The organism is Stutzerimonas kunmingensis (genome assembly GCF_014764705.1).
Classification (GTDB): Bacteria; Pseudomonadota; Gammaproteobacteria; order Pseudomonadales; family Pseudomonadaceae; genus Stutzerimonas.
Genome location: NZ_JACXXG010000008.1, coordinates 72,021 through 93,333 on the forward strand (window position 1 = coordinate 72,021; position 21,313 = coordinate 93,333).

Genomic DNA, 21,313 nt, shown 5'->3' on the forward strand with positions numbered 1-21,313 from the left:
CGCTGTCCAGATATGGTGGCGGTTCGCCTTTGCGTATACTGCGCCGATGTTTGCCCAAACCGTGTTCCGCAAGCGCTGCGCCATCTGGCTGTTGGCGACCGGACTCTTCCTGATGCTCAGTAGCTGCGCCGAGAAGCCCAGCGAGCTTGAGCGTATACAGGAGGAAGGCGTACTGCGCGTGATCACCCGCAACAGCCCTTCCACCTATTTCCAGGACCGCAACGGCGAAGCCGGCTTCGAGTACGAGCTGGCCAAGCGCTTCGCCAGCAATCTCGGCGTCGAGCTGCAGATCGAAACCGCCGACAACATCGAAGACATTTTCAACCGTCTCAACCGGCCCGGCGGCCCGGCGCTCGCCGCCGCCGGCCTGGTCGCCAGCGAAGGGCGGCAGGAACTGGCACGCTTCACCCGCTCTTATCTGGACGTCACCACCCAGGTCGTCTACCGCAGCGGCCAGCGCCGTCCGACCAGCCCCAAGGACCTGATCGGCAAGCGCATCCTCGTGCTCAAAGGCAGTAGCCAGGCTGAGAAGCTCGCCACGCTGCAGGCCGAATATCCCGACCTGCGCTACGAAGAATCCGACGCCGTGGAAGTGGTCGACCTGCTGCGCATGGTCGACGAGGGGCAGATCGACCTGACCCTGGTGGAATCCAACGAGATGTCCATGAACCAGGTGTACTTCACCAACATCCGCGCCGGCTTCGATGTCGGCGAGCAGAACAGCCTGGCCTGGGTCGTGGCCAAGGGCGAGGACGACAGCCTGCTCGAGGCCGCCAACTCCTTCCTCGAGCAGGCCCAGCAGAACGGCACGCTGCAGCGCCTGCGCGAACGCTACTACGGTCATGTGGACGTGCTCGGCTACGTCGGCGCCTACGCCTTCGCCAAGCATCTGCAGCAGCGTCTGCCGCGTTACGAGAAAGCCTTCCGCGAGACCGCCAGGAAACATGGCATCGATTGGCGCCTGCTGGCCGCGATCGGTTATCAGGAGTCCCACTGGCAGCCCGAGGCCACCTCCAAGACCGGCGTGCGCGGGCTGATGATGCTGACCTTGCGCACCGCCAACGCCATGGGTGTGACCAACCGCCTGGACCCAGTGCAGAGCATCCAGGGCGGCGGCAAATACCTGGTCAAGGTGCACGCCAGCCTGCCCGAAAGCGTGCAGGAACCCGATCGCACCTGGTTCGCCCTCGCTGCTTACAACGTCGGCGGAGGGCATCTCGAAGACGCCCGCAAACTCGCCGAAGCCGAGGGGCTGGACCCCAACAAGTGGCTGGACGTGAAGCAGATGCTGCCGCGCCTGGCGCAGAAGCAGTGGTACAGCAAGACCCGCTACGGCTATGCCCGCGGCGGCGAGCCGGTGCACTTCGTGGCCAACATCCGCCGCTACTACGACATCCTCACCTGGGTGACCCAGCCGCAGATGGAAGGCCAGCAGCTGACCAAGAGCGAGCTGCATATCCCCGGCGTGTACACGACCGACCTGATGGAAGAGCTGCCGCCGCTCTGACCTTTGCGCAAGCCTGACTCACGCCGGGCCAACGCCCATCCGACGCAACAGCGCCTTCTCGATCTCCAGAATCACTAGCACGGCCACGCCGGCCAGCACCACCAGCACACCGGTCGCCAGCGGCAACGCCTCGGACGCGAACAGCGACTGCATGAACGGCGCGTAGGTGAACATCAGCTGCAGGGCGAACACACCGAACACCGCCACCAGCACCCGCGGCGTACCCTTGACGCCCTGCACGGTGAAGGAAGGCGCCTTCAGATAACGCACGCTGAACAGATAGAACACCTCCATGCACACCAGCGTGTTGACTGCGACGGTGCGCGCCGCCTCGATCGTCGCGCCCTGCGTCAGCATCCACTGGTACATGCCGAAGATGCCGGCGAGAAACAGCGTCGAGACGAAGAAGATCCGCCAGATGACGAAACGCGACAGCATCGGCTCGTCCGGTCGCCGCGGTGGGCGCTGCATGACGTCTGCCTCGGTCGGCTCGAAGGCCAGCACCATGGCCAATGCCACCGAACTGACCATGTTGACCCACAACACCTGCACCGGCGTGATCGGCAGGGCGATGCCCAGCAGCACCGCCAGCAGCAGCGACAGCGACTCGCCGCCGTTGATCGGCAGCAGAAAAGTCACAGTCTTGCGCAGGTTGTCGTAGACCGTCCGCCCCTCTTCCACCGCGTGGGCAATGGACGCGAAGTTGTCGTCCGCCAGCACGATGGCGCCGGCCTGCTTGGCCGCCTCGGTGCCCTTCATGCCCATGGCCACGCCGACATCGGCCTGCTTCAGCGCTGGCGCATCGTTGACGCCATCGCCGGTCATGGCGACCACCTCGCCATTGGCCTGCAGCGCACGCACCAGGCGCAGCTTGTGTTCCGGGCTGGCGCGGGCGAACACCCGGGCCTCGGCGACGGCCTGGCGCATGGCCACTTCATCCATCAGCTCCAGCTCCGGCCCGGTGATCGCCTTGATGTCATCCCCCATGCCCAGCTGTCTGGCAATGGCACTGGCAGTGACGCCGTGGTCGCCGGTGATCATCACCACGCGAATGCCAGCTGCACGGCACTGCGCCACTGCACGGATCGCCTCGTCACGCGGCGGATCGATAATGCCGACCAGCCCGAGCAGGGTCAGCTCGCTGGCAACGTCGGCATGCTCGATCGCCTCCTTGCCAGCCGGCAGCCTGCGCCGCGCCAGCGCCAGCACGCGACGACCGGCCCGCGCCTGCGCCTCGACCTGTTCATGCCAGTGCGACTGATCCAGCAGCCGCTCCTGGCCGTCGGCCTCAAGCTGCCGCGCGCACATGGCCAGGACCCGTTCCGGCGCGCCCTTGACCAGCACTTCGCTGCCGCCTTCGCAGGCGTGCAGAGTCGCCATGAAGCGGTGTTCCGACTCGAAGGGAATCACGTCCAGCCGCGGGCGGTCGACGTGGAGGTTGGCCGGCGACAGTCCTGCCTTCATCGCCAGGGTCAGCAACGCGCCCTCAGTGGGGTCGCCGGCAAGGGTCCACAGTCCATCCTTCTCGTGCAGGCTGGCGTCGTTGCACAGCGCCGCGGCTTCGGCAAGCGCGCTGGCTGCCGGCGTGCGCGCTGCCAGCGCCGCCGGTTCGACTGCCACGCCCTCGAACAGCAACGCACCTTGCGGTGCATAGCCCGCGCCTTCGACCTCCAGTGCCTGCCCGGCGCAGATCACTTCCTGCACCGTCATCTCGTTGCGCGTCAGGGTGCCGGTCTTGTCCGAGCAGATCACCGTCACCGAGCCCAGCGTCTCCACTGCCGGCAGGCGCCGGATCACCGCATTGCGACTGGCCATACGCTGCACGCCGATGGCCAGGGTGATGGTCATGATCGCCGGCAGCCCCTCGGGGATCGCCGCGACCGAAAGCCCCACCGCCGCCATGAACATCTCGCCGGCGCCCATGCCGCGCACCAGCGTGCCGAACAGGAACAGCAGAGCGCCCGCGGCCAGGATCACGGCCGTCAGCGCCCGGCCGACATCGGACATCTTGCGCAGCAGCGGCGTGGTGCCCTGTTCGACGGATTCCAGCATTGTCCCGATACGCCCGATCTCGGTCGCCGCGCCCGTGGCGACCACCACCGCACGCGCCTGGCCCTGGGTCACCAGCGTGCCGGCATAGCCCATGCAAAGCCGATCACCGATGGAAGCATCGGCGGCCACGGCCTCGACCTGCTTGTCGACTGGCACCGATTCGCCGGTCAACGCCGCCTCGTCGATACGCAGGTTGCGCGCCTGCAGCAGCCGCACGTCTGCCGGCAGGCTGTCGCCGGAAGCCAGCAGTACCACATCCCCGGGCACCAGTTCGGCGGCATCGAGGTTCTGCTGGCGACCATCGCGCAACACCACCGCGTGCGGCGCCAGCAGATGCCGAATCGCCTGCAGCGCTTTTTCCGCCTTGCCCTCCTGAACGAAGCCGATCACCACGTTGACCACCACCACCGCCAGGATCACGAAGGTGTCGACCAGATGCCCCATCAGACCGGTTACCAGCGCCGCGGCGATCAGCACATAAAGCAGAAGATTGTTGAGATGACGCAGCAGGCGCTGCCAGACACTCGCCGGCTTGGCCTCATCGAGCCGATTGGGACCGTATTGCAGCAGGCGCTGTCGGGCCTGTTCGTGGCTGAGGCCGGCGCTCGAGGACTCCAGTTCGAGCAACGCCTCATCGCTCTGCCGAGCATGCCAGCGGTTCGACTGTGTTTGCGGGTCGGGCATTGGATCCCCCTGATCTTGATTCGATGATGCCGGAAACACCGGCAACGCTGGCCCATCAGAGCCGAAACAGCGCCCCTATGACCACCGCCGCGAAACCGCTTGCAACACTCGCACGACGACCAGATGTCGCACCCCAGCATTGCTGCACGCGCGCGTCGCAGCCGCGCTATTCTTGCCGGTCAGTCATGACCTACCGAGGACGCAGCATGCAAAAAACAGCACTCATCATCGGCGCTTCCCGCGGTCTGGGCCTCGGCCTGGCGAAACAGTTCTGTGCCGCGGGCTGGCAGGTGATCGCCACGGTGCGCAACCCGCAGCACGCCGAAGCCCTCAGCCAGATGCCGCAGGTGCGCGTCGAAACGCTGGATATGGACGATGCAGGCAGCGTAGACCAGCTGGCCGCCCGCCTGGGCGATACCAGACTCGATGTGCTATTCGTCAACGCCGGCGTCGCCGGCCCGCAGGGCAAACCGGCCACGCAAGCCACTCAAACGGAAGTCGGCCAGCTGTTCTTCACCAATGCCGTCGCACCGGTGCGCCTGGCCGAGCGGTTGCTGCCGCTGGTCGATCCTGCGCAGGGCGTGATCGTCTTTATGAGTTCCATCCTCGGCAGCGTCGAAACCGGTCCGGGCATGGGCATGGACCTGTACGGCGCGAGCAAGGCCGCGCTGAATCACATGACCCGTACCTTCGTCGCCGGACTGGGCGAGACCCGGCTGACCGTGTTGTCGATGCATCCCGGCTGGGTCAAGACCGACATGGGCGGCGACCAGGCGCCACTGGATGTCGAGACCAGCACGCGCGGTATGCTCGAGCAGGTTACCCAGGCCATTGGACAGGGTGGGCATCGGTACCTGGATTACCAGGGCAATCCGCTGCCCTGGTGATGACGGCCACAAGGGTTATCTCGGGAGTCGGATTGGCCGCTCCCGCTACCCAACCCTTGGCAGCCCTGTGACAAACCCACCCCAAACCCTTTATCTTCCTCCCCCGGCGAGGCATCCACCGCTCCGCCTCCTGGATCAGCAGACAGGGCATAACTGAGCTGGCTACTCTGAACTCAACCATTCAGGAGAAAGCCGGCCATGGCTGCTCATCGAATCTGGATCAAGAATCCCCTCGCCCTCTTCACTGCCAACGACCAGAAAGCCCCAGGCGGACTGGTGATCGAAGACGGTGTCATTACCGAACTGCTTGCCGCCGGCGCCACGCCCGCGCTGCCGGTGGATGAGACCTCCGACGCTCGTGAGCACGTGGTATTGCCGGGGCTGATCAACACCCACCACCACTTCTACCAGACCCTCACCCGCGCCTGGGGGCCGGTGGTCAACGAGCCGCTGTTCAACTGGCTGCTGACCCTCTACCCGGTCTGGGCGCGGCTCACGCCGCAGGCGCTGCAGCTGGCGAGCAAGGTGGCGCTGGCCGAGTTGCTGCTGTCCGGCTGCACCACGGCAGCGGATCACCACTACCTGTTTCCGGGCGGGCTCGAGGATGCCATCGACATTCAGGTCGAGGCCGTCCGCGAGCTGGGCATGCGCGCCATGCTCACCCGCGGTTCGATGAACCTGTCCAAGGAGAACGGCGGGCTGCCCTGCAAGAGCGTGGTGCAGGACGCCGAGACGATTCTTGCCGACAGCGAGCGGCTGATCGATAGCTACCACGAGCGCGGCGACGGCGCGCAGATCCAGATCGCCCTGGCGCCCTGCTCGCCCTTCTCGGTCACCACCGACATCATGCGTGCCTGCGCCGAGATGGCCGAAGCGCGCGACGTACGTCTGCATACCCATCTGGCCGAAACGCTCGACGAGCAGGAGTTCTGCGCGAAGCGCTTCGGCATGCGCACCGTGGATTACCTGCAGAGCGTCGGCTGGCTCGGCCCGCGGACCTGGCTGGCGCACGGCATTCACTTCAATCAGGTGGAGATCCACCGCCTGGGCGCGGCTGGGGTCGGCATCTGCCATTGCCCAAGCTCCAACATGCGCCTGGCCTCCGGTATCTGCCATACGCTGGAGCTTGAGGACAAGGGCGCCATCATCGGCCTGGGCGTCGACGGTTCGGCCTCGAACGATGTCTCCAACATGATGCTCGAGGCGCGCCAGGCGCTGTTCATCCAGCGCTTGCGCTACGGCGCCGAGAAGATCACGCCAGAGAAGGTCCTCGGTTGGGCCACCCGCGGCTCGGCGCGCCTGCTCGGGCGCGGTGACATCGGCGAACTGGCGGTTGGCAAGCAGGCCGACCTTGCCCTGTTCAAGCTCGACGAACTGCGCTTCTCCGGCAGCCACGATCCCGTCGCCGCGCTGCTGCTGTGCGCCGCCGACCGCGCCGACCGGGTGATGGTTGGCGGCAAGTGGCGTGTCATCGACGGCCAGGTCGAAGGCCTCGACGTACAGAGGCTGATCGCCGATCACCAGCAGGCGGCCCGGCAGCTGGTAAACGGCTAATCGGCAATGATCGAGGCTTGCACCAAAGCTGGGCGCCGTGGATTACTGGCGCACCAGCGCAAGCCCCGACCTGGCATCAGCGTCGAGTCGAAGCGCCCGCAATCCGGCACAACGAAGGTATCTGTCCAGTTGGTCAGCTTTTTGCTAACCAGCTATCAGCCAACACAGGCTCTGTAGCTAGACAAACAGGAGCGTCATCCGCCATGCAGAACAACACTCGGAAAACCCTGCTGCGCACACTCGCCGCAGCGATCGGCTTCAGCGCCGCACTGACGACCGCAGCGGCGTCGGCTGCCGATCCGTTGAAGGTCGGCTTCGTCTATATCGGCCCGATCGGCGACCACGGCTGGACCTACCAGCACGAGCAGGGCCGCAAGTACATGGAGGAGAAGCTCGGCGACAAGGTGAAAACCAGCTTCGTCGAGAACGTGCCGGAAGGCGCCGATGCCGAGCGGGTCATCCGCAACATGGCTAAGAGCGACTACGACCTGATCTTCACCACCTCCTTCGGCTACATGAACCCCACGCTGAAAGTCGCCAAGCAGTTCCCCAAGGTCACCTTCGAGCACGCCACCGGCTACAAGCAGGCGAAGAACGTCGGCACCTACCTGACCCGTTCCTATGAAGGCCGCTATGTAGGCGGCTTCCTCGCGGCGAAGATGACCAAGACCAAGAAGGTCGGCTACATCGCCTCCTTCCCGATTCCGGAAGTGATCCGCGACATCAACGCCATCCAGCTGGCGCTGGACAAGTACAACCCCGGCACCGAGATCAAGGTGGTGTGGGTCAACACCTGGTTCGATCCGGGCAAGGAAGCCGATGCCGCCAACGCGCTGATCGACCAGGGCGTCGACGTGATCTTCCAGCACACCGACAGCCCGGCCCCCATCCAGGCCGCCGAGCGTCGTGGCGTCTATTCCGTCGGTTACGCCTCGGACATGCAGCACTTCGGGCCGAAGGCCGTGCTGACCTCCATCGTCAACGACTGGGGCCCGCACTACACCAAGTCCGCCGAAGCGGTGATGGCCGGCACCTGGAAATCCGAAGACTTCTGGGGTGGTCTGGCCCAGGACAGCATCAGCCTACCGATCAGCGATCTGGTGCCGGCCGATGTGAAGACCGAAGCCGAAGCGATCATCGCCAGCATCAAGAGCGGTGAATTCCACCCGTTCACCGGCCCGATCAAGGACCAGGCTGGGGAAGTGCGCATCGCCGAGGGCGAGACCGCCAGCATCAAGGACCTCGCTTCGATGAATTACTACGTCGAAGGCGTCAAGGCTGAAATGCCGAAGTAAGCGTCACCCGCGCCGGTCCGGCCGGCGCACTGCGGAATCTGCGTGCCGTCCCGCCACCTGGCGAACCGCACGCAGGGGGCATTGCCCTCGAAAGCCGCCGGTACGAGAAGACCGGCGGCGCCGTACCGGAGTCAGCCATGAATTCACTGCCCATCATCGATATTTCCCCGCTCTATAACGCCGACGTGGCCGGCCATCTGGCCGTCGCCGAGGCGATCGACCGCGCCTGCCGCGAGTGGGGCTTCTTCTACATCAAGGGTCATCCGATCAGCGCCGAGCGCATCGCCACCCTCACCGACCATGCCCAGCGTTTCTTTGCGCTGCCCGCCGAAGAAAAGCTGAAGATCGACATCACCAAAAGCCGCCACCACCGCGGCTACGGTGCCGTTGCCACCGAGCAGCTGGACCCGAGACAGCCGTGCGACCTCAAGGAAACCTTCGACATGGGTTTCCATATGCCTGCAGATCACCCGGAAGTGCTGGCCGAAAAGCCACTGCGCGGGCCCAACCGTCATCCGATCCAGATCGAAGGCTGGACCGAGCTGATGGAGGGCCATTACCGCGACATGCAGGATCTCGCCTGCACCCTGCTGCGTGCCATCGCGCTCGCCCTGGGCATCGAGCGGGACTTCTTCGACAAGCGCTTCGTCGAGCCGATCAGCGTATTCCGCATGATCCACTACCCGCCCCGGCAGACGGCCACTAGCGCCGATCAGCAAGGCGCCGGCGCGCACACCGACTACGGCTGCGTCACCCTGCTCTATCAGGACCAGGCCGGCGGCCTGCAGGTGCAGAACGTCAAGGGCGAATGGATCGACGCGCCGCCCATCGAAGGCACCTACGTGGTCAACATCGGCGACATGATGGCGCGCTGGAGCAATGATCGTTACAAGTCGACGCCACATCGCGTGATCAGCCCGCTGGGCGTGGATCGCTATTCGATGCCATTCTTCGCCGAGCCGCATCCAGACACCGAAATCAGCTGTCTGCCCGGCTGCTACAGCGACGACAACCCACCGAAATACCCCAGCACCACGTGCAGTCGGTACATGCTCTCACGCTTCGCCGAGACCTACGCCTACCGACGGCAGAGCGAGGCCGAATCGGCCTGAGCGGGCTTTACTTGCAGTAGGAAAAACCGGGCGATGGCCACCTAGCCCTCGCCCGAGCTGCGCGCGCATGCCGCATTGACTTTTGAGTCAGGAATAAGTTGACCGAAAAGTCAGATAGCGATAATTTGCGCGTCAGAACAACAACAGTCGGAGGCACCGCCTTGATCCAGTTTCTCCTCAATCGTGAGCTGCGCAGCGAGCAGACTCTCGACCCCAATACCACGGTGCTGCAGTACCTGCGCGAACACCGCGGCAAGACGGGCACCAAGGAAGGCTGTGCCTCCGGCGACTGTGGCGCCTGTACCGTCGTGGTCGGCGAACTGGTCGGCGATCGGCTGCGCTACCGCACCCTGAATTCCTGCCTGACCTTCGTCTGCGCCCTGCACGGCAAGCAACTGATCAGCGTCGAAGACCTCAAGCATCAGGGTCAGCTGCACAGCGTCCAGCAGGCGATGGTCGATTGCCACGGCTCGCAGTGCGGCTTCTGTACTCCCGGCTTCGTCATGAGCCTGTTCGCCTTGCAGAAGAATCGCGGCGACGGCGTGCAGACCTACGATCCACACCAGACCCACGAAGCCCTGGCCGGCAACCTCTGCCGCTGCACCGGCTATCGCCCGATTCTCGAAGCCGCCGAACAGGCCTGCTGTGCTAAGCAGCCGGACCAGTTCGATGCCCGCGAAGCCGAGACCATCGCCCAGCTGCAGCGCATCGCGCCGCGTGAAACGGCCGAACTCAGCGACGGCGAAAAGCGCAGCCTGTCGCCGCTGACGGTCGCTGAGCTGGCCGAGCTGTATGCCGCCAACCCGCAAGCGCGGCTGCTCGCCGGCGGCACCGACCTGGCGCTGGAGGTCACCCAGTTCCATCGTGAGCTGCCGATGATGATCCACGTCGGCCAGATCGCCGAGATGAAGCAGGTCCAGCTCACCGACCGCCATATCGAGATCGGCGCCGCCGCCCCGCTGACCGACTGTTACGCCGCGCTGGCCGCCGAGTACCCGGATTTCGGCGAGCTGCTGCAGCGCTTCGCCTCGCTGCAGATCCGCAACCAGAGCACGCTCGGTGGCAACATCGGCAACGCCTCGCCGATCGGCGACTCGCCGCCGCTGCTGATCGCCCTGGGTGCCGCAGTTGTCCTGCGCAAGGGCGCCAGCAGCCGCACCCTGCCGCTGGAGGATTACTTCATCGACTACAAGGTCACCGCGCGCCAGCCCGGAGAATTCATCGAGAAGGTACGAGTGCCGCGCGCCACACCGGATCGCCTGTTCCGCGCCTACAAGGTTTCCAAGCGACTGGACGACGATATCTCCGCTGTCTGCGCCGCGTTCGACCTGCAGATCACCGATGGCGTGGTCGCCGATGCCCGGGTCGCCTTTGGCGGCATGGCGGCGATTCCCAAGCGCGCCGCGGCCTGCGAGGCGACCCTGAACGGCGCGCCCTGGAACCAGCAGACCGTGGAGACGGCCTGCGATGCACTGGCCGAAGACTTCACGCCGCTGACCGACTTCCGCGCCAGCCGCGAGTATCGCCTGCTGGTCGCACAGAACCTGCTGCGCAAGTGCTTCCTCGAACAACATGCACCGAAGACCGAGACGAGGGTGACCGCTTATGTCTGACCACGTAACCACCCGCACTCAGGAAGAAATCGCGGCGCTGTTCACCCAGGACCTGGTCACCGGCGTCGGTCGCAGCGTCAAGCACGACAGCGCGCCCAAGCATGTCTCGGGCGAGGCGGTGTACGTCGACGACCGCCTGGAATTCCCCAACCAGCTGCATATCTATGCGCGCATGAGCGAGCGCGCCCACGCCCGCATCGTCCGCATCGACACCGCGCCCTGCTACCAGATTCCGGGCGTGGCCATCGCCATCACGGCGAAGGACGTGCCGGGCCAGCTGGACATCGGTGCCGTATTGCCCGGCGACCCGCTGCTGGCCGACGGCAAGGTCGAGTTCATCGGCCAGCCGGTGATCGCCGTGGCTGCCGACAGCCTGGAAACCGCACGCAAGGCGGCGATGGCCGCGATCATCGAATACGAGGATCTGGAGCCGGTGCTCGACGTGGTCGAGGCGCTGCACAAGAAGCACTTCGTGCTCGACAGCCACACCCACAAGCGCGGCGACCCGGCCACCGCCCTGGCCAGCGCGCCGCGTCGGCTGCAGGGTTCGCTGCACATCGGCGGGCAGGAGCACTTCTATCTGGAGACACAGGTGTCCTCGGTCATGCCCACCGAAGATGGCGGCATGATCGTCTACACCTCGACGCAGAACCCCACCGAGGTGCAGAAGCTGGTGGCCGAAGTGCTCGGCGTGCCGATGAACAAGATCGTCATCGACATGCGCCGCATGGGCGGCGGCTTCGGCGGCAAGGAAACCCAGGCCGCGGGACCTGCGTGCCTGTGCGCGGTGATCGCGCACCTCACCGGTCGGCCGACCAAGATGCGCCTGCCGCGCATGGAAGACATGACCATGACCGGCAAACGCCACCCGTTCTACGTCGAGTACGACGTCGGCTTCGACGATGACGGTCTGCTGCACGGCATCGAGATCGACCTCGCCGGTAACTGCGGCTACTCGCCGGACCTTTCCGGCTCGATCGTCGACCGCGCCATGTTCCATTCCGACAACGCCTACTACCTGGGCGACGCCACCATCAACGGCCATCGCTGCAAGACCAACCTCGCCTCGAACACCGCCTACCGCGGCTTCGGCGGCCCGCAGGGCATGGTCGCCATCGAGGAGATCATGGACGCGGTGGCCCGCGAGCTGGGCAAGGACCCGCTCGAGGTGCGCAAGCGCAACTACTACGGCAAGACCGAGCGCAACGTCACCCACTACTACCAGACCGTCGAGCACAACATGCTCGAGGAGATGACCGCCGAGCTGGAAGCCAGCAGCGACTATGCAAAGCGACGCGAAGATATCCGCGCGTTCAATGCCGCAAGCCCGATCCTGAAGAAGGGCCTGGCGCTGACGCCGGTGAAGTTCGGCATCAGCTTCACCGCCAGCTTCCTCAACCAGGCCGGCGCGCTGGTGCACGTCTACACCGACGGCAGCATCCACCTGAACCATGGCGGCACCGAGATGGGTCAGGGCCTGAACACCAAGGTCGCCCAGGTGGTGGCCGAGGTGTTCCAGGTCGATATCGACCGCATCCAGATCACCGCGACCAATACCGACAAAGTGCCGAACACTTCGCCGACGGCAGCAAGCAGCGGCACCGACCTCAACGGCAAGGCGGCGCAAAATGCCGCGCAGACCATCAAGCAGCGGCTGGTGGAGTTCGCCGCGCGCAAGTGGCAGATCTTCGAGGAAGATGTCGAGTTCAAGAATGGCCAGGTGCGCCTGCGCGACCAGTACATCAGCTTCGATGAGCTGATCCAGCAGGCCTATTTCGGCCAGGTTTCGCTGTCGTCCACCGGTTTTTACCGCACACCGAAGATCTACTACGACCGCAGCCAGGCGCGCGGCAGGCCGTTCTACTACTACGCCTACGGCGCGGCCTGTTCGGAAGTGATCGTCGACACCCTGACCGGCGAATACAAGATGCTGCGCAGCGACATCCTGCATGACGTCGGCGCCTCGCTGAACCCGGCCATCGATATCGGCCAGGTCGAAGGCGGCTTCGTCCAGGGCCTGGGCTGGCTGACCATGGAAGAGCTGGTCTGGAACGACAAGGGCAAGCTGATGACCAGTGGCCCGGCCAGCTACAAGATCCCGGCGGTGGCGGACATGCCGCTGGATCTGCGGGTCAAGCTGGTGGAGAACCGCAAGAACCCCGAAGACACCGTGTTTCACTCCAAGGCCGTGGGCGAGCCGCCGTTCATGCTCGGGATATCCGTTTGGTGCGCGATCAAAGACGCCGTGGCGAGCCTGGCGGATTACAAGGTTCAGCCGAAGATCGACGCGCCAGCGACGCCGGAGCGGGTGCTGTGGGGTGTGGAGCAGATGCGTAGGTTGAAGCAGACCGCGAGCAGGTCTGCGGCAGCGGAGACCACCCCGGCCTGACCAAGGGTGGACAACCCTGTGATTGTCCACCATCAACACAACTTGATCGTTTGGGTGGAAGGCGCTTCGCGGTTTTTTCCACGGAGCGGCCGCCCGAACTACTAGGGACACAGACATGAGCAACACGGCCTGGATCGAAGCACTCGCCGACCTGCAACACCAAGGCGAGCCTTGCGTACTGGTGACTATCATCGAAGAGCGCGGCTCAACGCCGCGCAATGCCGGCTCGAAGATGGTTGTCAGTCGTGAGCGCCTGTACGACACCATCGGCGGCGGCCACCTGGAATACAAGGCCCAGCAGATCGCCCGTGAAATGCTGGAAAAGCGCAGCCGCGATACCCGGCTGGAGCGTTTTTCCCTTGGCGCGAGTCTCGGCCAGTGTTGCGGTGGCGCCACTGTGTTGCTGTTCGAACCCATGGGTCAACCGCAGGCGCATATTGCGGTTTTCGGTGCCGGCCACGTAGGCCGCGCCCTGGTGCCATTGCTAGCTAGCCTGCCGTGCAGGGTTCGCTGGATCGATTCTCGCGATAACGAATTCCCGGCACAGCTCCCCGCCGGGGTGGAGAAGGTAGTCAGCGACGACGTGGTCGACGAAGTAGAAAGCATGCCTGCCGGCAGTTACTTCATCGTCATGACCCACAACCATCAGCTTGATCTGGAGCTGACCGCCGCGATCCTTTCGCGCAACGATTTCACCTACTACGGGCTGATCGGCTCCAAGAGCAAACGCGCCAGGTTCGAACACCGTCTGCGGGACCGCGGCTTCCAGCCGGAGACCGTGCAGCGCATGCGCTGCCCGATGGGCATCGCCGAGGTGAAGGGCAAGCTGCCGGTGGAGATCGCCGTGTCTATCGCCGGCGAGGTGATCGCCACCTACAACGCGCATTTCGGTGAAAAGGGTGGGGAGAACGCCGAGGACGGTGAAAAGCCGGTACCGATGCTGGTCCCCGCTTCGCGCCGCGCCCAGACCAACTGACCACCCGACATTCTTGCAGGCACGCCATCGGCGGCGGCCTGCCCATGTCAACGCATCACCCTCATACAACGATTTTCGAGAGTCACCATGCCAAGCACCAAAGCCTACCGTGCCGCCCTGCTCCACTGCCTCGCCGACCCGCGCGAAGTGGGCATTGAGCAATCCCATGAATACTTCCAGGACGGCCTGCTGGTCGTCGAGGACGGCAAGGTCGCGCGCATCGGCCACGCCGCCGAACTGCTGCCGACCCTGGCGGCCGGCACCGAGGTTGTCGAATACCCGGACGCGCTGATCACTCCGGGTTTCGTCGACACCCATATCCACTACCCGCAGGTCGGCGTCATCGGCTCCTACGGCGCGCAGCTGCTGGATTGGCTGGAAACCTACACCTTTCCCAACGAGGGCCGCTTCAGCGACATGGCCCACGCCCGCGAGCAGGCCGAGCTGTTTCTCGGCGAGCTGCTGCGCAACGGCACCACCACCGCGCTGGTGTTCGGCACGGTGCACAAGCAGTCGGTGGACGCCTTCTTCGAGGCCTGCGAGAAGCGCAATCTGCGGATGATCGCCGGCAAGGTGCTGATGGACCGCAACGCCCCGGAGTTCCTCACCGACACCGCCGAGTCCGGCTACGCCGACAGCCGCGAGCTGATCGAGCGCTGGCACGGCAAGGGCCGTCTGCATTACGCCGTCACCCCGCGTTTCGCCCCGACCAGCACGTCAGAGCAGCTCACCCTGGCCGGCAGGCTGTTCGCGGAATTCCCTGACCTGTACATGCACACCCACATCTCCGAGAACAAGCAGGAGGTCGAGTGGGTCAAGGAGCTGTTCCCCGAGCGCAAGGGCTATCTGGACGTCTACGACCACCACGGCCTGATCGGCCCGCGCTCGGTGTTCGCCCACGGCATCCACCTGTGCGACGACGAGTGCAAACGCCTCGGTGAGACCGGCTCGGCGGTGTCGTTCTGTCCGACCTCCAATCTGTTCCTCGGCAGCGGCCTGTTCGATCTGGCCAAGGTGGAAGGCTTCGGTGTGCGCGTCGGCCTGGGCACCGATGTCGGCGGCGGCACCAGCTTCTCGCAGCTCGCCAGCCTCAACGAGGCGTACAAGGTGCTGCAGCTGCAGGGCCAGAAGCTCGACGCGTTCAAGGCACTCTATCTCGCCACCCTTGGCGGCGCGCGGGCGCTCTATCTGGACGACCGGATCGGCAACCTGCAACCGGGCAAGGAGGCCGACTTCGTGGTGCTCGACTACAAGGCGACGCCGCTGATCGACTATCGCCTGAGCCAGGCGACGACTCTGCAGGAAAAGCTCTTCGCCCTGATGATCCTCGGCGACGACCGCGCGGTGAAGGAGACCTTCGCCGCCGGCGTCTCGGTGCATCGCAAGGCTGGCTAGGGCTGCAACGCCTGCATCAGCGTATCGAGGTTGTACTCGAACATGCCGAGGTAGGTGCTGGCCGGCCCTGCGCTGGCCAGCGCATCGGAGTACAGGGTGCCGCCGACCGTGGCGCCCGCCTCTTCGGCGATCTGCTCGATGAGCCGCGGATCACGATCAGCGCTGGCAGGCCGGCATGGCTCTGCCGCCACCGCGGCAGGTGATGACTGACGGCGCTGACTCAGAACGAGTCAGCGCGCGGGGCAACGCTAGCGAGCCGTGCGAGGCTTCTTCTTCGCCAGGCCCAGGTGCGAGAAGACCGCATGCAGATCACCCGAGGCGCTGTCTTCCTCGAGGTTGAGCTTGCTGTCGATGTGGTCCATGTGGTGCATCATCAGGCGCACCGCCTTGTCACTGTCGCGGGCAGCGATGGCGTCGATCAGTTCATTGTGTTCGTCGTACGAGCAGTGCGAGCGATTGCCGCTTTCGTACTGGGCAATGATCAGCGAGGTCTGCGAAACCAGGCTGCGCTGGAAGCTCACCAGCGGCGCGTTCTTCGCCGCCTCCGCCAGCTTGAGGTGAAATTCGCCGGACAGGCGGATACCCGCCCCGCGATCGCCTCGGTCGAAACAATCACGCTCATCAGTCACCATCTGCCGCAGCTCGGCGAGCTGCGCGTCGCTGGCGTGCTGCACGGCCAGCTCTGTGATGGCCTTTTCCACCAGACGGCGGGCGAAGAAAATCTGCCGCGCTTCTTCAACGCTAGGACTGGCCACCACCGCGCCGCGATTGGGCCGCAGCAGCACCACCCCTTCATGGGCCAGACGCGACAGCGCGCGGCGGATGATGGTGCGGCTGACGCCGAATATCTCGCCGAGCGCCTCTTCGCTGAGCTTGGTCCCCGGCGCCAGACGCTGCTCGAGGATGGCATCGAAGATGTGCGCATAAACGATATCGTCCTGCGTCCCGGTGCGAGTCTTGCCGGTCTTGGTCGGCTTCTTCAGGGGCTGCAACTGTTCGTTCATCGATGGCTCGCAAATGAGGTGTCGGCAATGCCGAACTTTACTGGGTTCGCGCCGCTACTGGCAGTTCGCTGGACAAATAAATACGCTGAAACGCCGTTAACCTTGTGCACAATTCACAGCCACAAGGTTTCCCACGCGCAAATCTTTCAGCTCGCGCAGCCCACGCGCATTCAGCGAGACCACCGATTTATTGTTTGCAATTCTTGTATACAAAAGCATAATCCGGAAAGCCTTTCTGACCTTTCGGTCAACTACCGATGCAGATGGCCCACCATCACCCGCCCCTCGGGAGTACTCACGCTCCGGGTGATCGACAACAAGAACGATGAGGAACGCCCAGTGGAAAGCATCAAGCGCAAGCCCCAGGCAGCACCCTTGCAGCGCACCGCCCCCGTTTGGCTGGACCGCCTGTTCAAGCTCAGCGAACACCGCACCAGTATCCGCACCGAACTGCTCGCCGGCCTGACGACCTTCGTCACCATGGCCTACATCATCTTCGTCAACCCGAACATCATGGCCGACGCCGGCATCGACCACGGCGCTGCCTTCGTTGCCACCTGCATTGGCGCGGCGCTCGGCTGCCTCTTGATGGGGCTGTACGCCAACTGGCCGGTGGGCCTCGCGCCAGGCATGGGCCTCAACGCCTTCTTCACCTACACGGTGGTCGGCGAGATGGGCTACAGCTGGGAGATCGCGCTCGGCGCGGTGTTCATCTCCGGCGTGCTGTTCATGATCATGAGCCTGTCGCGCATTCGCGAATGGTTGCTCAACAGCATCCCCATGAGCCTGCGCTTCGCCATGGGCGCCGGCGTCGGTCTGTTCCTCGGTCTGATCGGCCTGAAGACCGCCGGCATCGTCGTCGACAGCCCGGCAACATTGCTGACCATGGGCTCGTTCGCCGAGCCGTCGGCGCTGCTGGCCGCGGTATGCTTCCTGATGATCGCCGTACTCAGCCACCGCAATGTCTTCGGTGCGATCCTATTGAGCATGCTGGTGGTCACCGGTATCGGCTGGGCGTTTGGTCTGGTCGAGTACAACGGCCTGGTGTCGATGCCGCCGAGCCTGGCGCCGACCTGGCTGGCCATGGATATCGCCGGCGCGCTCAACGTGGCGATGGTCAGCGTGATCGTCGCCTTCCTCTTCGTGAACATGTTCGACACCGCCGGCACCCTGATGGGCGTCGCCCACCGTGCCAACCTGGTCAATGAGGACGGCAAGATCGAGAACCTCTCCCGCGCGCTGAAGGCCGACAGCAGCTCCAGCGTGGTCGGCGCCTTCGTCGGTTGCCCGCCAGTGACCAGCTACGTGGAGAGCGCCGCGGGCGTCGCCGCCGGCGGCCGCACCGGGCTGACCGCAGTGACCGTCGGCGTGCTGTTCCTGATTGCCATGTTCTTCGCCCCGCTGGCCGGCATGATTCCCGCCTATGCCACCGCCGGCGCGCTGATCTACGTGGCGATGCTGATGATGAGCGGCCTGGCGAATATCGACTGGAAGGACCACACCGACACCACCCCGGCCATCGTCACCGTGGTGATGATGCCGCTGACCTTTTCCATCGCCAACGGCATCGCCCTGGGCTTTCTGACCTATGCCACGCTCAAGCTGCTGACCGGCCAGCGTGACAAGGTGTCGATCAGCCTGTATGTGTTGTGTGTGATCTTCATCGCCAAGTTCGCGTTTCTCTGAACCGGGCCGGCAGCGTCCGGCTCACCTACGGCCCCACTGCTTCGCGGTGGGGCTTTTGCATTGGCTATAGGAGGCCGTCATGACCCTGGAGATGTGGCTGTTGTTCACTGGTGCGGCGCTGGTGGTGATCCTGATCCCCGGGCCGCTGTCGCTGTTGATGATCAGCAACAGCCTGAACTACGGAGTACGCCGCTCCTGGCCTGCCTTTCTCGGTGGTGTGACAGCGTCCATCGCCCTGCTCAGCGCCTCGGCGCTGGGGCTAGGCGCGTTGCTGATGGCCTCCGAGCGCCTATTCAGTGCACTCAAGCTGGTCGGCGCGCTGTACCTGTTTTATCTGGCTTGGCAGAGCTGGCAAGAGGCGCGCCAGGCACCCGCTGCCCGCGAGATCGAGAGCCCCGCCCTTGCCCCACGTTTCAGTCGATTGTTCGGCCGGGCGTTCATCCTTGGCGGCAGCAATCCGAAGGACACCCTCTTCTTTGCCGCCTTCCTGCCGCAGTTTCTCAGTGCCGGCCAGCCGTTGTTGCCACAGCTATTGGTGATGATCCTTACCTGGGCCGTGCTCGATCTGCTCTGCAAGCTGGCCTACGGGTTGGGCGCGCAGGGGGCGGCACGTTACCTGCGCACCGGGAAGGGGCATGTGTGGTTCAACCGGACAAGTGCGGCGCTGTTTGGGGGCGCGGGGGCAGCGTCTTTGATGAGCCGATAGCGCTCTGCAGCTTGCCCCTTAGCCAGGCTCCTGGCTGAGGCATTGGTTCCGCCCTGCTGGGCAATTCACTTTTTCCAGTCGCGGAAGATGAACGTTGCCCGCCAGGCCGTGCAACTAGGAGCAAGCAATGCGCGTTTTCTTTCGTCACTTAGAAGTGAGGAAAGCGCGGCGCCATCGCGCGAATCTCACGCCACAGGTGCCTAGGTCACTAAGGCTAAAAACCAGCGCCGAGCGTCCCACGTTGACCAAACTCAACCCATAAAAAACCCGCCATTACGGCGGGCAAAGGGACTCCAAGAGTCAGCACTGAACGGAAAAGCGACTAGCTACCCCGATACGTCGAATAGCTATACGGCGATACCAACAACGGCACGTGGTAATGCTCCTGCGCCGAATCGATCCCGAAGCGCAGCACCACCACATCGAGAAACGCAGGATTCGCCAGGGCCACACCGCGGCGGCGGTAATAGTCGCCGGCACTGAACTGCAGCTGGTAGACACCGGACAGGTAATCCGCACCTTCCAGCAATGGACTGTCGCAGCGCCCATCGGCATTGGTCTCACGGGTTGCGATCAGGGTCAGCGCCTGATCCTCGACGCGATACAGCTCCACCTTGATTCCGCTGCCCGGGCAACCGTGGGCGGCGTCGAGTACGTGTGTGGTCAATCGGCCCACGGGCACCTCCGCTCTGTTGAATGGAAACTGCACCGAGCATAACCATCCTCCCCACATCACTCAAGACAATCTGCAGATATTTTTGTATACAGTTTTTCAAGCATCGTTTGGCCCGTTACCTGCAAGCTGCAGATGGCTCTGAGCATGGTTGATCGCGACACGGCAGATACCAGCTATAGCGAAAGGACGAAAATTGCTATTTACAAAGCCTCATTCAATTTGTATACAATCCAGCCATCCGGTCGTGCCATGACGACCTGCCATACAGGAAGCACCCCAGTGAGCGCCGACTACCCACGCGACCTGATCGGTTACGCCAGCAACCCACCGCACCCGCGCTGGCCGGGCGATGCGCGTATCGCGTTGTCCTTCGTGCTGAATTACGAGGAAGGTGGCGAACGCTGCGTGCTGCACGGCGACAAGGAATCCGAGGCCTTTCTCTCCGAGATGGTCGCCGCACAGCCTCTGCAAGGCGTGCGCCACATGAGCATGGAGTCGCTCTACGAATACGGCAGTCGCGCCGGCGTATGGCGCCTGCTCAAGCTGTTCGACAAGCACGACATCCCGCTGACCATCTTCGCCGTCGCCATGGCCGCCCAGCGTCACCCCGAACTGATCAAGGCGATGGCAGGCGCCGGACACGAAATCTGCAGCCACGGTTACCGCTGGATCGACTACCAGTACATGGATGAGGCGCAAGAGCGCGAGCACATGCAGGAAGCCATCCGCATCCTCGGCGAGATCACCGGCGAACGGCCGCTGGGCTGGTACACCGGCCGCACCGGCCCGAACACCCGGCGCCTGGTACGCGAGGAAGGCGGCTTTCTCTACGACTCCGACACCTACGACGACGACCTGCCCTACTGGGACCCCGAGTCGACGCCGGAAAAGCCGCATCTGGTGATCCCCTACACGCTGGACACCAACGACATGCGCTTCACCCAGGTGCAGGGCTTCAACAGCGGCGATGACTTCTTCACCTACCTGAAGGATGCCTTCGACGTGCTCTACGCCGAAGGCTGCGAAGGCGCGCCGAAAATGTTGTCCATCGGCATGCACTGCCGGTTGCTCGGGCGCCCGGCGCGCCTGGCGTCGCTGGCCCGCTTCCTAGAGTACGTGAAGGGCCATGAGAAGGTCTGGTGCGCCCGCCGTGTCGACATCGCCCGCCACTGGCACGCCACCCACCCTTTTACCGCGGAGCGCAATTGATGACCCCGTTCAAAACGATCAAACCCTCGACGCTGGATCGCGACGCCTTCGTCGCCGCCTTTGCCGACGTCTACGAGCACTCGCCCTGGGTTGCCGAAACCGTCTACCAGGCGGGCGTCGACGCGACGCTGGACGACATCGAGGTGCTGCACACCCGCCTGTCCCAGGCGATGCTCGCCGCCGACCATGACACTCAGCTGGCACTGGTCAATGCTCACCCCGACCTGGCCGGCAAGGCCGCCGTGCGTGGCGAGCTGACCGCCTCCAGCACCTCGGAGCAGGCCGGCGCCGGCATCCACGAATGCACGCCGGAGGAGTTCGCCCGCTTCACCGAACTCAACGAGGCCTACAAGGCCAAGTTCGGTTTCCCCTTCATCATGGCGGTCAAGGGCAGCAACCGGCACCAGATCCTCGCCGCATTCGAAGAACGCATCCACAACAGCCCCGAACAGGAATTCGCCCGGGCGCTGGCGGAAATCAACAAGATCGCCTTGTTCCGCCTGCAGGCGATGTAACGAGCACCAACCGCAACAAAGGCAGTAATGACAGAAACCGCTTCTCATCCAAG

General features: G+C 64.3%; 16 protein-coding genes and 1 pseudogene. 13 read left to right on the forward strand and 4 right to left on the reverse strand.

All coding sequences use genetic code 11. The features are described 5' to 3' along the window. Window positions 1–46: 46 nt before the first annotated feature. Window positions 47–1,507 carry a membrane-bound lytic murein transglycosylase MltF gene (gene mltF, locus IEG05_RS09150; protein ID WP_191121957.1) on the forward strand — a complete coding sequence of 487 codons (1,461 nt, stop codon included), beginning with the start codon at window positions 47–49 and terminating at the stop codon, window positions 1,505–1,507. Window positions 1,508–1,525: 18 nt separating this feature from the next. Here mltF and IEG05_RS09155 read toward each other — a convergent pair whose 3' ends face one another. After that, the gene (locus IEG05_RS09155) at window positions 1,526–4,243 is read right to left on the reverse strand and encodes an HAD-IC family P-type ATPase (RefSeq protein ID WP_191121958.1); all 2,718 of its coding nucleotides are present in this window, start codon (window positions 4,241–4,243) and stop codon (window positions 1,526–1,528) included. Window positions 4,244–4,449: 206 nt separating this feature from the next. Here IEG05_RS09155 and IEG05_RS09160 point away from each other — a divergent pair, with 206 nt between their 5' ends. The 8 genes from IEG05_RS09160 to guaD all read left to right on the forward strand — a co-directional run bounded on the left by IEG05_RS09160 (window position 4,450) and on the right by guaD (window position 15,464). Then, window positions 4,450–5,130 (forward strand): SDR family oxidoreductase, encoded by a 681-nt coding sequence (locus IEG05_RS09160; RefSeq protein WP_191121959.1) that lies wholly within the window; start codon window positions 4,450–4,452, stop codon window positions 5,128–5,130. A 198-nt stretch (window positions 5,131–5,328) separates the two neighbouring features. Beyond that, entirely contained in the window at window positions 5,329–6,684 is a 1,356-nt protein-coding gene (locus IEG05_RS09165; protein ID WP_191121960.1) for an 8-oxoguanine deaminase, read from the forward strand. Between the two features lie 203 nt (window positions 6,685–6,887). Then, window positions 6,888–7,979: a BMP family ABC transporter substrate-binding protein gene (locus tag IEG05_RS09170; RefSeq protein WP_191121961.1), complete on the forward strand. Its 1,092-nt coding sequence runs from the start codon at window positions 6,888–6,890 to the stop codon at window positions 7,977–7,979. A gap of 137 nt (window positions 7,980–8,116) precedes the next feature. After that, window positions 8,117–9,091 carry a 2-oxoglutarate and iron-dependent oxygenase domain-containing protein gene (locus IEG05_RS09175; protein ID WP_191121962.1) on the forward strand — a complete coding sequence of 325 codons (975 nt, stop codon included), beginning with the start codon at window positions 8,117–8,119 and terminating at the stop codon, window positions 9,089–9,091. 161 nt (window positions 9,092–9,252) lie between these two features. Next, a complete protein-coding gene (gene xdhA / locus IEG05_RS09180; protein ID WP_191121963.1) occupies window positions 9,253–10,704 on the forward strand; it encodes a xanthine dehydrogenase small subunit in 1,452 nt (483 codons plus the stop codon). After that, on the forward strand, window positions 10,697–13,093 hold the full coding sequence (gene xdhB, locus IEG05_RS09185) for a xanthine dehydrogenase molybdopterin binding subunit (RefSeq protein WP_191121964.1): 2,397 nt from the start codon (window positions 10,697–10,699) through the stop codon (window positions 13,091–13,093). The genes xdhA and xdhB overlap by 8 nt, the downstream gene beginning before the upstream one ends. Before the next feature lie 115 nt (window positions 13,094–13,208). Further along, window positions 13,209–14,069: a xanthine dehydrogenase accessory protein XdhC gene (gene xdhC, locus IEG05_RS09190; protein ID WP_191121965.1), complete on the forward strand. Its 861-nt coding sequence runs from the start codon at window positions 13,209–13,211 to the stop codon at window positions 14,067–14,069. 87 nt (window positions 14,070–14,156) lie between these two features. Further along, window positions 14,157–15,464, forward strand: a complete 1,308-nt coding sequence (gene guaD / locus IEG05_RS09195; RefSeq protein WP_191121966.1) for a guanine deaminase — start codon at window positions 14,157–14,159, stop codon at window positions 15,462–15,464. On the opposite strand, the pseudogene IEG05_RS09200 reads toward guaD, so the two are convergent. Beyond that, window positions 15,461–15,619: pseudogene (locus IEG05_RS09200) on the reverse strand (metal ABC transporter solute-binding protein, Zn/Mn family); the annotation flags it as partial. The gene guaD and the pseudogene IEG05_RS09200 overlap by 4 nt on opposite strands. A gap of 93 nt (window positions 15,620–15,712) precedes the next feature. Beyond that, window positions 15,713–16,468, reverse strand: a complete 756-nt coding sequence (locus IEG05_RS09205; RefSeq protein ID WP_041013162.1) for a GntR family transcriptional regulator — start codon at window positions 16,466–16,468, stop codon at window positions 15,713–15,715. A gap of 339 nt (window positions 16,469–16,807) precedes the next feature. Between IEG05_RS09205 and IEG05_RS09210 the strand changes: the two genes are divergently transcribed. Further along, window positions 16,808–18,154 carry an NCS2 family permease gene (locus IEG05_RS09210; RefSeq protein ID WP_191121967.1) on the forward strand — a complete coding sequence of 449 codons (1,347 nt, stop codon included), beginning with the start codon at window positions 16,808–16,810 and terminating at the stop codon, window positions 18,152–18,154. Window positions 18,155–18,233: 79 nt separating this feature from the next. Continuing rightward, entirely contained in the window at window positions 18,234–18,860 is a 627-nt protein-coding gene (locus IEG05_RS09215) for a LysE family translocator (protein WP_191121968.1), read from the forward strand. 322 nt (window positions 18,861–19,182) lie between these two features. Here the strand turns inward: IEG05_RS09215 and uraH are convergent, their stop codons facing one another. Next, complete coding sequence (gene uraH / locus IEG05_RS09220) at window positions 19,183–19,593, reverse strand: hydroxyisourate hydrolase (protein WP_191121987.1); 411 nt, start codon at window positions 19,591–19,593, stop codon at window positions 19,183–19,185. 222 nt (window positions 19,594–19,815) lie between these two features. Here uraH and puuE point away from each other — a divergent pair, with 222 nt between their 5' ends. Continuing rightward, the gene (gene puuE, locus IEG05_RS09225) at window positions 19,816–20,745 is read left to right on the forward strand and encodes an allantoinase PuuE (protein WP_191121969.1); all 930 of its coding nucleotides are present in this window, start codon (window positions 19,816–19,818) and stop codon (window positions 20,743–20,745) included. Then, window positions 20,745–21,260: a 2-oxo-4-hydroxy-4-carboxy-5-ureidoimidazoline decarboxylase gene (gene uraD / locus IEG05_RS09230; RefSeq protein WP_191121970.1), complete on the forward strand. Its 516-nt coding sequence runs from the start codon at window positions 20,745–20,747 to the stop codon at window positions 21,258–21,260. The genes puuE and uraD overlap by 1 nt, the downstream gene beginning before the upstream one ends. The last annotated feature ends 53 nt before the right edge of the window (window positions 21,261–21,313 follow it).

Excerpts from the sequence above, each read along its gene's own strand:
- IEG05_RS09155 (WP_191121958.1), bottom strand. The coding sequence starts at position 4,243 with ATGCCCGACCCGCAAACACAGTCGAACCGCTGGCATGCTCGGCAGAGC.
- IEG05_RS09165 (WP_191121960.1), top strand. The coding sequence starts at position 5,329 with ATGGCTGCTCATCGAATCTGGATCAAGAATCCCCTCGCCCTCTTCACT.
- xdhC (WP_191121965.1), top strand. The coding sequence starts at position 13,209 with ATGAGCAACACGGCCTGGATCGAAGCACTCGCCGACCTGCAACACCAA.
- IEG05_RS09205 (WP_041013162.1), bottom strand. The coding sequence starts at position 16,468 with ATGAACGAACAGTTGCAGCCCCTGAAGAAGCCGACCAAGACCGGCAAG.
- xdhB (WP_191121964.1), top strand. The coding sequence starts at position 10,697 with ATGTCTGACCACGTAACCACCCGCACTCAGGAAGAAATCGCGGCGCTG.
- mltF (WP_191121957.1), top strand. The coding sequence starts at position 47 with ATGTTTGCCCAAACCGTGTTCCGCAAGCGCTGCGCCATCTGGCTGTTG.
- IEG05_RS09160 (WP_191121959.1), top strand. The coding sequence starts at position 4,450 with ATGCAAAAAACAGCACTCATCATCGGCGCTTCCCGCGGTCTGGGCCTC.
- uraH (WP_191121987.1), bottom strand. The coding sequence starts at position 19,593 with ATGTGGGGAGGATGGTTATGCTCGGTGCAGTTTCCATTCAACAGAGCG.
- IEG05_RS09175 (WP_191121962.1), top strand. The coding sequence starts at position 8,117 with ATGAATTCACTGCCCATCATCGATATTTCCCCGCTCTATAACGCCGAC.
- uraD (WP_191121970.1), top strand. The coding sequence starts at position 20,745 with ATGACCCCGTTCAAAACGATCAAACCCTCGACGCTGGATCGCGACGCC.
- IEG05_RS09170 (WP_191121961.1), top strand. The coding sequence starts at position 6,888 with ATGCAGAACAACACTCGGAAAACCCTGCTGCGCACACTCGCCGCAGCG.
- guaD (WP_191121966.1), top strand. The coding sequence starts at position 14,157 with ATGCCAAGCACCAAAGCCTACCGTGCCGCCCTGCTCCACTGCCTCGCC.
- IEG05_RS09215 (WP_191121968.1), top strand. The coding sequence starts at position 18,234 with ATGACCCTGGAGATGTGGCTGTTGTTCACTGGTGCGGCGCTGGTGGTG.